This is a genomic window from Gordonia sp. UBA5067 (genome assembly GCF_002414845.1).
Classification (GTDB): domain Bacteria; phylum Actinomycetota; class Actinomycetes; order Mycobacteriales; family Mycobacteriaceae; genus Gordonia; species Gordonia defluvii.
The window spans coordinates 5,189-15,195 of sequence record NZ_DIAX01000021.1 but is presented as its reverse complement, the minus strand read 5'-3'; the positions used below and the strand labels follow the sequence as shown (position 1 = coordinate 15,195).

The window sequence follows — 10,007 nt, the reverse complement described above, 5'->3', positions numbered from 1 at the left end:
CTGGCGGATCGTCCACGGCTGGTTCACATACATCGTCGGGTACGGCCCACGGATGAACGGCAACGCCCCCGGCACCGTGTCCAGCGGATAGGCGGGAGCCACCGTGTCCCGATCGGCCCGGGTGTAGATCGGTTTAACATCGATCTGCTCCGGGGTCTGCCACACCACCTGTTCGGGTGTGTAGCCGTGCGCCATCGCGGCCGCTTCGATGCGGTCATTCGCGTGCTCGAGAGTGACCGGCGGCTCCGGCGATTCGGAACGCAGCGGCACTCCGGCGAAAGGCGGGACGGCGAAAGGCGGGACGGCGAAAGGCGGGACGGCGTTCATGCGGGAGCTCCCGTCGGTGCGGACCCGGTGGCCAGCAGATCCAGCAGTTCGGTCAGGACGGCGACGGCATCGATTCCCGCGCGCAGCGAGCCGTCGGGCAGTGCGGCCTGATCGGGCCACTCTTTGCCGGGGCCGGCGAGGTACACACGGCTGACTCCCGCACCACGAGCGGCGGCCAGCGCAGCGGGACCGTCAGCAGCGTAGCGCGCCTTGGTGCCGCACAAGACGGCGATCCGCGGGGAGTGTTCGGCGACGAGCCCGGCAAGTTGATCGGCTGTCACCGGGCCGGGGTTGATCGCAGCGATACCACCGGCGGCCAAGAGGTTGGCGATGAAGGTGGTGCGCCCGTTGTGTTCGGCAACCGGGCCGAGCGGGATGAGCAAGGCGCTGGGACGTGCCCCGTCGGCGGCAGCAGCATCAGACCGGTCCCGCAGTGCCTCGAAGTGGCGGGCGATCCGCGCGAGGTTGGGCGCTGCGCCCGGCAGGCTGGTCGCCGACGAGGCCGCCGTGCCGAGCGACGGTTCGTCCAGATTGGGGAATTCGCTGACGCCGGTGACCGGAGTCGATCGCGTCGCGACCGTCGCGTCGCGATCGGCCAGCGCAGCGGCGATGCGCTGCGCGATTGAACCGTCGGCCAACGCCGCCCGGTACCCGCCCCGCGCCTCGACGTCGGTGAATACCGCCCAGGCGGCATCGGCTAGATCGTCGGTGAGCGACTCGATGTACCAGGAACCGCCGCCGGGGTCGAGGACCCGGCCGATATTGGACTCCTCCAAGAGCAACAGTTGGGTGTTGCGAGCGATCCGTCGCGCGAAGGCCGGTTTGGCGGTTCGTTCCTCGACGGGGATAGCTGCGTCAAAGGTGTGCACGGTGACCTGGTCTGCGCCGCCGACGCCGGCACCGAAGGCGGCAACGGTGCTGCGCAGCATGTTCACCCACGGGTCGCGCTGGGAAAACATCGTCAGGTCGGTCACGGCGTGCGTCACCGCCGCACCGGCATCGGGAACGCCCAGTACCTGCGCCACTCGAGCCCACATCAGGCGCAGCGCGCGCAATTTGGCGATCGCGCCGAATTGGTCATCGGTGACGCTGATCGCGAAGGTCAGCTGCCGAAGCGCCTGCCCCGGGGTCAGCCCGGCTTCGACGAGGTCCCGGACATGCGCGACCCCGGCGCCGATGACCAGCCCGAGCTCGGTCACCGGGTCGGCACCACCCCCGGAAAAGTCCAGGCCATCGACCCGCAAAGTCCGGATCCGCCCAGTGCGGTCGGTACCGGCGAGCTCGACGGCGAGCGCAGTGGCGTCGGCCTCGTCGACGGTCGGACGCCCGGAATACGCCGCGGTCAGTGGCGACAAACCCAGCGAATGGGCGGTCGCGACGGTCGGCGGCGCCTCCTGCGGGGGCGTCGGCGCGGCATCGAGGATGCGCAGAAACTCGCGGGCGGCGGCAATGCCCTCGGCGTCGGCGCCGAGGGTCACCGGCAACAGATCCAGGTAGACCCCGGTAAGCACGGCAGCCAGGTCTTGAGTGGTCAACCCCTCACCCACCCGCAGCCACAGTCCGCTCGTGCCGTTCTGACAGGCACCGAGAATCTGCTCGTTCACCGTCGACGCCGACGCGGTGTCGTCGCCGAATCGCTCGGTCACCCGCCACCCCAGCACCGCGTCGCGGACGCGATCGGCACCGCGCACAAACGGGAACTCGCCGGGCAGCCCGGGCTCGGCCGTCTCGTCGAGACGGGTGTACAGCGGCCGGACGGTCAGTCCACCGGGAATCGGGGTGGACAGCAGCTCAGTCGGGGTTCCGGGCAGGTCGCCGACCTCGACGCGACGGGACTTCGCCAGCACCGCCGCCGCCGACTCGGACCACTGCTCGTAGGCCTGAGAGAGGGACATCACACCGCCTTCCATCGTGTAGTTCAGACCATAGACGATCGCGCGCCGTGCTCCGCCGCTGACTCCGCGTTCCGGCGAGCAGTACCATCGCGGCTGTGAACGACGGCCCGACACATCACCCGCACACCGGGGCCGAACTCGCCGCGGCCGACCTCCGGGGGACGGTGATCCGTCGGCTTATCGCCGTCGGAGTCGTCATCGCCGTCATCATGGGCACCTCGTATGTGGTCCCGACGCGCGGGATCGTCGACGCAATCGAGTCGTGGCGGGCCGGGCTTGGACCAACGTTCCCAGTCATCTTCTTCACCTGCTACGCACTGATTACGATCTTCCCGATTCCCCGATCTGCCTTCACCTTCTCGTCGGGGATCTTGTTCCCCGCAACCCTCGGTCTCGCCGGCGCGATGTCGGCGACCATGTTTGCGGCGACGGCCTCATTCATCGCCATCCGGCTGATCGGCCGCGAGAAGGTGCAGCCCTACCTCAAGCAGCCGGTGGTGCGGGCGATCGACGCCCGCCTCGAGCGTCGGGGCTGGCTGGCGGTCGGGTCGCTGCGGCTGATCGCGGCCTGCCCGTTCGCGCTCGCCAACTACTGCTCGGCGTTGTCGTCGGTGCGGCTGTTCCCCTACCTCGTCGCCAGCGTCATCGGTGTCTTCCCGGGGACCGCGGCCGTCGTCCTCCTCGGTCACTCGGTGACCAGCGGACCAAATCCGTGGCTGATCGGCAGCACCGTCTTCTTCTTCGCGCTGGGCATCGTCGGCCTCGTCTTCGACGCCAAACTGCCCGTTGACGCGCCGGGCGGGTCGTCCCCCGCTCCCCCGCTGACTTAGCCCGCTTCGGCGGTGACGAAGTCGATGAGTTCCTCCACCGCACGCAGCAGCGGCACCTCGATGTCGCGGTAGTCGCTCACCCCGGAAAGGACCCGGCGCCAGCCGTCCCGCGGTGCACCCCAGCCCAGTGCGGTGCACACGCCGGTCTTCCAGTCGGTACCGCGCGGAACGACGGGCCACGCACGGATCTTCACCGAAGCCGGCTTCACCGCCTCCCACACGTCAATGTAAGGATGACCACAGACGAGCACATGCGGTCCGACCGAACCTGTCAATCGATGCTCTTTCGACCCCGCCACGAGGTGGTCCACCAGGACCCCGGCCCGCCGGCGCGGGCCCGGTTCGAACTCGGCGAGCGCATCGGCGAGATTGTCCAGGCCGTCCAGACTCTCCACGACGATCCCCTCGGCGCGCAGATCGTCACCCCAGACGCGCTCGACCAGCGTCGCGTCGTGCACCCCTTCGACGAAGAGCCGGCTGGCACGCGCCACCCGGGCCCGAGATTGCGCCGCCTTGCGCGACCCGGAGGCCGTGCGCGCCGCCCCGGAAGCGACGGTCGTCGTGGGCCGCGCCAGAGTCACCGGCTTCCCGTCGATCAGAAAGGCCGACGGCCTCATGGCGAAGACCCGAGTCCCGCCGCGGCGATCCTCGAGGCGGACGAACAACCCGTCGTAGGACTTTTCGAAGCCCACCACCGCGCCGCAGTAGCCACTGGCCACGTCTTCGACGACCAGTCCCTTCTCCGCCGGGATCACCGGCACCTGCGGGCCTTCGCGGCGGGGCGCGGCCAGAATGTCGCGGCCGTACGGGTCGTCCATCACGATCGCCCAGCGTAGATCAGTCGCCCTCGGACCATGGCGAGCGACGCGCAGGCAGCATCGGTTGGCGACTAGGCTGGTTCGCGTCATGGCCGCGATTCCCCATCCGAACAGCCCGCCAGCTGAGTCCGTCTATCTGCTGACCACCCTCGCCCCCTGGGCCGCCGCCTTCGGTGCGCGCCGGTGCGCCGGCGACGACCTTCTCGACGAGTTGGCGGCGTTCGGGATGCCGGCCGTGATCGTCGACGCCGAGAGTGGCGCACGTACCGGCTGGCTCGAGCTTGCCCGATCGGCGCGGTCGTGGTCGGTTCGCCTACCGGCCCCCGGAGCGCCAGATGGCCTACCACCGGGCCCGGCCGCGCACGCCGCCGGTGTAGTCGGCGAAGCGCTGGTCGTCGACACCGGCGCCGCCCCCCTACTGGTCATTCCGCAGCGCGATCCCGATCGCGCAACCGGATGGATCGCGCACCGGCCCGGTGGTCCTGTTCCGCCTCCGGCGGAGATGGGTCTGGGTGAGGCGCGGCTGTCGCTGCTCGACGCAATCGGCGGAGCCACCGCGGTTCTCACCGGCTTGCCCGGCGCTTCCGACGGGGACGCGGCGACCCTGCGCGCCGAACTGGCCGCCCAGGTGTCGCGCTTCCTGCCGGTACTGCCCCCCGGTGCCCATGCACGGGCCGCCGAAGTCGCCTCGCTGGCCGCCCAAGTTCTCGCGACTGGTGCGCTGGCCACGGCTCGGCGGGCAAGCTTCGGTCTGGCGGGCGCCCACTCACAGGAACCCGACCGGCGCCTCGCCGAAGTGGCTGCCGCCGCACGGGCCGCCCTGGCCGCGTCGGTCAATCGGGTGATCGACGAATACACGCGCCACGCGGTATGAGGCCTTCGGCCCCCTTCAGGAGGGCCCGCAACACCCTGATCGGCAGCCGGCGCCGTTGTCCCCGCAACCGGGCGCATCGAGGTCGCCGTAGCCGTCGGCATACCGGTCGACGATGGCTGCGACGAGATCGGTGAACCGGGGATCGGTGCCAACCGTGTCGGCCCGGACATAGGCCAGTCCCAGATCGGTGGCGAGATCCGCCAGCTCGTTGTCAAGGTCCCAGACGACCTCGAGGTGATCGGAGACGAACCCGATCGGCGCGACGACGACTTGTTCGACCCCCGACTCGGCGAGAACTCTCAGATGGTCGGCGATATCGGGCTCCAGCCAGGCCACCTCGGGCGGCCCCGAGCGCGACTGCCAAACCTGGTCGTAATCCGTTCCGGCTTCGGCCCCGGCGCGCGTCAACCGCCGCGCAACCGCTGCCGATGCCTGCGCGACCTGCCGGGAGTAGAGCCCGCCACCGATCGCCTGGTCAGCGCGGGTCGGGATGGAGTGTGCGGTGAAGACGAGCCGGAACTCCCCGTCGGGATCGGGCAGGTCCGCCACGGCACGACGCACCGCGTCAGTCTCCGCGTCGAGAAACGCCTCTTCGGCCCAATACTGCGGAAGCTTGCGCAACAGGACCGGATCATCGACGCTTCCGGGCTCCCGCTGCGCCAGATCGGCAACGGCCCGCGCGATGTCCTCGTGGTACTGCGTGCAGCCGGAGTAGCCACCCCAGGCCGAGGTCGCGAAGACCAGGATCCGCCGGTGACCGTCGCGGTAGATCTGCACCAGCACGTCTTCGACGTACGGATCCCAGTTGCGGTTGCCGAAGTACACCGGCAGATCGTCGCGGCCACGTTCGGCCAGGCCCGTGCGCAGCGCCACGATCATGTCGCGGTTGAGCCCGTTGATCGGCGATGCGCCACCGAAATGGTAATAGTGCTCCGCGACCTCGTCGAGCCGGCCGCGCGGCACGCCTCGCCCCCGTGTGACGTTCTCGAGGAACGGCAGCACGTCCACGGTGCGCTCCGGCCCGCCGAAAGACAGGAAGAGGACCGCGGTAAACCGCGAGTCGTTGCCGAGTGGGCTCACTTGCCCTCGAGCATCTCCTCGGGGAACCAGGTGTTGTGGCTGGCACCGCCGTCGACGTAGATGATCGACCCGGTCGTGCCCGGCAGGAAATCAGATAGGACCGCGCACACACTGGTGCCGACGACACCCGGATCGTCGACGTTCCAGCCGATGGGCGAGGCGCCGTTCCAGTAGTCGTTGAGCATGTTGAGCTTGCGGGCGTCATCGGTGGCGGTTCCGGCGATTGCCTTGGCGGCCAGCGTCTTGATCGGACCGGCAGCCACCAGGTTCGACCGAATCCGCTTGGCGTAGCCGACTTCACGGGCGACGTAGCGGTTCACCGACTCCAGGGCGGCCTTGGCCACACCCATCCAGTTGTAATCGGGCATGGCGGTGCGCGGATCGAAGTCCATGCCGACGATGGAGCCGCCCTCGTTCATGACGGGCAGCGCGGCGCGGGCCAGCGCGGCGTAGCTCCACGCCGAGATCTGGAACGAGCTGGCGACATCGGGGCCGGGCCCCTCCAGGAACGGCAGCGCGTCCGGGCCCATCAGCGTGCGCGGGGCGAAGGCGATTGAGTGGACCAGTCCGTCGATGCCTTCGGGTGCCAGCTCGCGCACCCTGTCGGCCAGCGCCCCGAGAGACTCCTCGTCGGTGATGTCGAGTGGAATCGCCGGCGGCACTTCCTGCGGCAACCGCTTGGCGATGCGGTCGATAAGTCGTAGTCGTTCCGGGATGCCGGTGATGATCACCTTGGCGCCCTGCTCCTGCGCGACCTTCGCCGTCGAGAAGGCGATGGAGGCGTCGGTGATGATGCCGGTGACGAGAATGGTCTTGCCGTCGAGGATACCCATGGTGACTCCTGAGTTCTGGTGGATGGCTGGTGGTCGGTACGCGGGCCCTAGTGACCCATGCCCAGTCCGCCGTCGACGTTGATCACGTTGCCGGTGACGTAGGCCGAATCATCGGAGGCGAGGAAGGAGACGACCGCGGCAACATCCTCGGGCTGCCCCATGCGCTTGGCTGGAATGGCCTGGTCAACGGCGGTCTTGGTGTATTCCTCCGGTAGCGCGCGGGTCATGTCGGTGTCGATGAGACCCGGCGCGACGACGTTCGCGGTGATGTTGCGGCTGCCGAGTTCACGAGTCACCGAACGGGCCAAGCCGATGACGCCGGCCTTGCTCGACGCGTAGTTGGCCTGGCCGGGGGTACCCATCAGGGCGACGACCGAGCCGAGGTAGATGAAGCGTCCCCAGCGGTTCTTGAGCATGTTTCGGGTGGCCGCCTTGGTGACACGGAACGCACCGGTCAGGTTGGCGTTGACGACGCGCTCGAACTGGTCGACGTCCATCCGCATGAGCAAGGTGTCCTCGGTGACACCGGCGTTCGCGACGACCACTTCGACGGGCCCCTGGTGCTCAGCAACCTCGGCGACCGCCCGGTTCACCGATTCGGTGTCGGTGACGTCGCACTGGACGCCGAAGAGGCCGTCGGGAACACCGGATCCGCGGTGGGTCACGGCAACCTTGTGGCCGTCGGCGGCGAGCCGCTGTGCGATGGCCAGACCGATGCCGCGGTTGCCACCGGTGACAAGAACTGAGCGCGAGGTAGTCATGGGTACAAAACCTATCGTGTCGCGGGTCGTGGGAGAAAGCTCGGGTCCGCTGGGGCGCTTACGGGCCCGTCACGGCAGGCGCTGGTTGAGCACCAGCGCGCCGGCCGCGCCGAGCAGGACGAGGACTGTGCCCGCGAGGATCCACGGGTGGGAGTTGTCGCCTCGCGTCGTCTCATAGCCGATCTGCTCTTGCAGTGAACCGTAGACGGCGTTGAGCTCCTCGAGGCTCGAGGCGGTGAAGAATCGGCCGCCCGGCGCACCCAGCTGGGCGATCTTCTTCAGCGTCGCGTCATCGACCGGAACCGGGATGCGTTCACCCTCGATCTCCACGACGCCGGTTTTGGTTCCGAAGGAGATCGTCGAGATCGGGACATGGCGCTCCCGCGCCTTGCGCGCCGCGGTGAACCCACCGCGCGGCGCATCGGGGCTCTCCGGCACCGTCTGCTTGCCGTCAGACAGGAGGACGATGTGCGCGGGCGGCGCCTCCTTGTCGCCGCCGAGGAGCGAGTTCAGCGTGCGGATCTGATCGAGCGCGGCGAAGATGCCCTCGCCGGTCGCCGTCTTGTCGTCGAGTTGGAGCTTGTCGACGGCCGCCTTGGTCGCGTTGTGGTCGGGCGTCGGGCTCACCAGCGTCGTCGGTGTCCCGGCGAAGGAGATCAACCCCAGGTTGATGCCGTCGGTCAGGTCGTCGGCGAACTTCTTCGCCGCCTGCTGTGCTGCCTTAATGCGGGTCGGGGCGACGTCGGTCGCGTTCATCGATCGAGAAACGTCGATGACCAGCATGACCGTGGCCTTGTTGCGCGGCACCTTGCGGTCGGCCTGCGGGCCGGCCAGCGCGACCGTCAGCAGGATCAGCGCCACCGTGAGGAGCGCGAACGGCACGTGGCGAAAGCGATCGGTCCGCTTCGGCGTGACCGTCTTCAAGATCTCCAGGTTGGCGAACTTCATCGCGCGCGAGGTCCGTTTGCGCTGGATGTAGACGTAGAGTCCGACGAGAGCGGCGACGACGAGCAGGCCGAGCAGCCACCAGGGGTTCGCGAGCATCAGCCCACCCCGGCCGCAAGTCCGCGGCGGCGCCCACCGATGAAGCGCACGGTGTCGGCGATCCAATCATGGTCGGTGCGCAGGGTCATCACCGGTCCGCCGCAGGCGCGAATCGTCCGGTGCACCTTGTCCTGGTGGGCCTTGGCCGCGGCCGCGAAGTCATCGCGCACCTGCTCGGTGATGACCACATCGTGGATCTCTCCCGATTCAGCATCGGCGAGCCGGACATCGCCGATCACGGGCAATTCCAGGTCACGCGGATCGAGGACCTCGATAGCCAGCAACTCGTGGTGACCGCCCACGGCGCGCAACGGACGATCCCAATCGATCGGTCCGAGAAAGTCACTGATCACCACTGCCATCCCCCGTCTGCGCTCCGGTCGACGCAGGGCCTCGATACCGTCGCGCAAGTCACCACGCACCGTCGGCGAACTGCGATGCGTCGTGGCGACCTTCTTCAAGAGGTTCTGCGCGTGGGCCCGGCCGCCGCGCGCGGGGACGCGCACGATCTCGTCGCCGGTGACGATGATCGCGCCGATCCGATTGCCACCGCCAGCCGTCAGGTGCACGATGACCGCGGCCGCCGCCACCGCCAGATCGCGCTTGGTGCGACCGACGGTGCCGAAGTCCAGACTGCCCGAAACGTCGACGACCAGCCATGTCTCCAACTCACGGTCGGCGACCATCTGGCGCACGTGGGGCACCGTCGTTCGGGCGGTGACCGCCCACTCCATCCGGCGGATGTCGTCGCCGGGCTGATAGGCCCGCGCCTCCCCCGGCTCCGACCCGGGCCCGGGAATGAGCCCGAGGTGCTCGCCTTGCAGCACTCCGTCCAGCTTGCGCCGAACGGTTAGCTCGAGGGTGCGCAATGCGGCCGTTAGCGCCGGGTCGGTCAGCAGACCGTCCGCAAAGGACGGCAGACCGCTGCTACTGCCCGGCATGCCGGATGTTGCTCGGCGGCGTCGGGACTGGGCCGACCGGCGCCGGGTTCGGGATCGCCGGTATCTGGCCCGGCGCTGCCGCCGCATTGCCACCGTTGGCGTTGACCGGAGCCGCCACGACTTGCGGCAGGCCCACCGTCTGCAGGACGCGGACAATCACGTCATCAGCATCGACGGAGTCGGCCAGCGCATCGTAGGTCAGCACCAAGCGGTGGCGCAGAACGTCGGGGGCGATCTCCACGATGTCGTTCGGCACGACGTAGTCACGGCCCCGGACCAGCGCCAATGCGCGAGCCGCGGCGATAATTCCCAGGGTCGCGCGGGGGGATGCGCCGTAGGCCAGCCAGGAGGCGACTTCGGTCATGCCGAGGTCGGCCGGTCGACGGGTCGCGTTGATCAGGCGCACCACGTAGTCCACCAGGGCGTGGTGGACGAAGACGTTGGCCGATGCGTCCTGCAGGCGAATCATCGTCTCAGCGTCGAGTACCTGTGTGGCCGTGGGGGGAACGTTGCCCATCCGATAGACGATTTCGCGTTCCTCCTCGACCGACGGGTAGTCGACCAACACCTTGAACAGGAAGCGGTCGCGCTGCGCCTCGGGCAG

At 68.8% G+C, this 10,007-nt stretch carries 11 protein-coding genes; 2 read left to right on the top strand and 9 right to left on the bottom strand.

The genetic code is table 11. The features are described 5' to 3' along the window. Together B4M62_RS02850 and B4M62_RS02845 are read right to left on the bottom strand one after the other, a co-directional pair. On the bottom strand, positions 1-327 hold a 327-nt coding region (locus B4M62_RS02850; protein WP_290704877.1), incomplete at its 3' end, for a methylmalonyl-CoA mutase family protein. Then, complete coding sequence (locus B4M62_RS02845) at positions 324-2,222, bottom strand: methylmalonyl-CoA mutase family protein (RefSeq protein ID WP_290704874.1); 1,899 nt, start codon at positions 2,220-2,222, stop codon at positions 324-326. The genes B4M62_RS02850 and B4M62_RS02845, both read right to left, overlap by 4 nt. Positions 2,223-2,317: 95 nt before the next feature. Between B4M62_RS02845 and B4M62_RS02840 the strand changes: the two genes are divergently transcribed. Further along, a complete protein-coding gene (locus B4M62_RS02840) occupies positions 2,318-3,052 on the top strand; it encodes a TVP38/TMEM64 family protein (RefSeq protein ID WP_290704871.1) in 735 nt (244 codons plus the stop codon). Here the strand turns inward: B4M62_RS02840 and B4M62_RS02835 are convergent. After that, positions 3,049-3,870 carry a DUF3097 domain-containing protein gene (locus tag B4M62_RS02835; protein WP_290705035.1) on the bottom strand — a complete coding sequence of 274 codons (822 nt, stop codon included), beginning with the start codon at positions 3,868-3,870 and terminating at the stop codon, positions 3,049-3,051. The two genes, B4M62_RS02840 and B4M62_RS02835, sit on opposite strands and share 4 nt — an antisense overlap. Before the next feature lie 88 nt (positions 3,871-3,958). Between B4M62_RS02835 and B4M62_RS02830 the strand changes: the two genes are divergently transcribed. Further along, the gene (locus B4M62_RS02830; protein ID WP_290704868.1) at positions 3,959-4,744 is read left to right on the top strand and encodes a hypothetical protein; all 786 of its coding nucleotides are present in this window, start codon (positions 3,959-3,961) and stop codon (positions 4,742-4,744) included. A gap of 15 nt (positions 4,745-4,759) precedes the next feature. On the opposite strand, the gene B4M62_RS02825 is transcribed toward B4M62_RS02830, so the two are convergent. The 6 genes from B4M62_RS02825 to B4M62_RS02800 form a co-directional block, all read right to left on the bottom strand. Next, positions 4,760-5,824 (bottom strand): ferrochelatase, encoded by a 1,065-nt coding sequence (locus B4M62_RS02825; protein ID WP_290704865.1) that lies wholly within the window; start codon positions 5,822-5,824, stop codon positions 4,760-4,762. Further along, complete coding sequence (gene inhA / locus B4M62_RS02820) at positions 5,821-6,657, bottom strand: NADH-dependent enoyl-ACP reductase InhA (protein ID WP_290704862.1); 837 nt, start codon at positions 6,655-6,657, stop codon at positions 5,821-5,823. Before inhA ends, B4M62_RS02825 begins: the two co-directional genes overlap by 4 nt. Positions 6,658-6,704: 47 nt before the next feature. Further along, positions 6,705-7,418, bottom strand: coding sequence for a 3-oxoacyl-ACP reductase FabG1 (fabG1, locus tag B4M62_RS02815; RefSeq protein WP_290704860.1), 714 nt, complete (start codon positions 7,416-7,418; stop codon positions 6,705-6,707). A 69-nt stretch (positions 7,419-7,487) separates the two neighbouring features. Continuing rightward, positions 7,488-8,462: a VWA domain-containing protein gene (locus tag B4M62_RS02810; protein WP_290704857.1), complete on the bottom strand. Its 975-nt coding sequence runs from the start codon at positions 8,460-8,462 to the stop codon at positions 7,488-7,490. Continuing rightward, complete coding sequence (locus B4M62_RS02805) at positions 8,462-9,403, bottom strand: DUF58 domain-containing protein (RefSeq protein ID WP_290704854.1); 942 nt, start codon at positions 9,401-9,403, stop codon at positions 8,462-8,464. Before B4M62_RS02805 ends, B4M62_RS02810 begins: the two co-directional genes overlap by 1 nt. Continuing rightward, positions 9,390-10,007 (bottom strand): AAA family ATPase (locus B4M62_RS02800; RefSeq protein ID WP_290704851.1); only part of this gene is annotated, 618 nt, incomplete at its 5' end. The genes B4M62_RS02805 and B4M62_RS02800, both read right to left, overlap by 14 nt.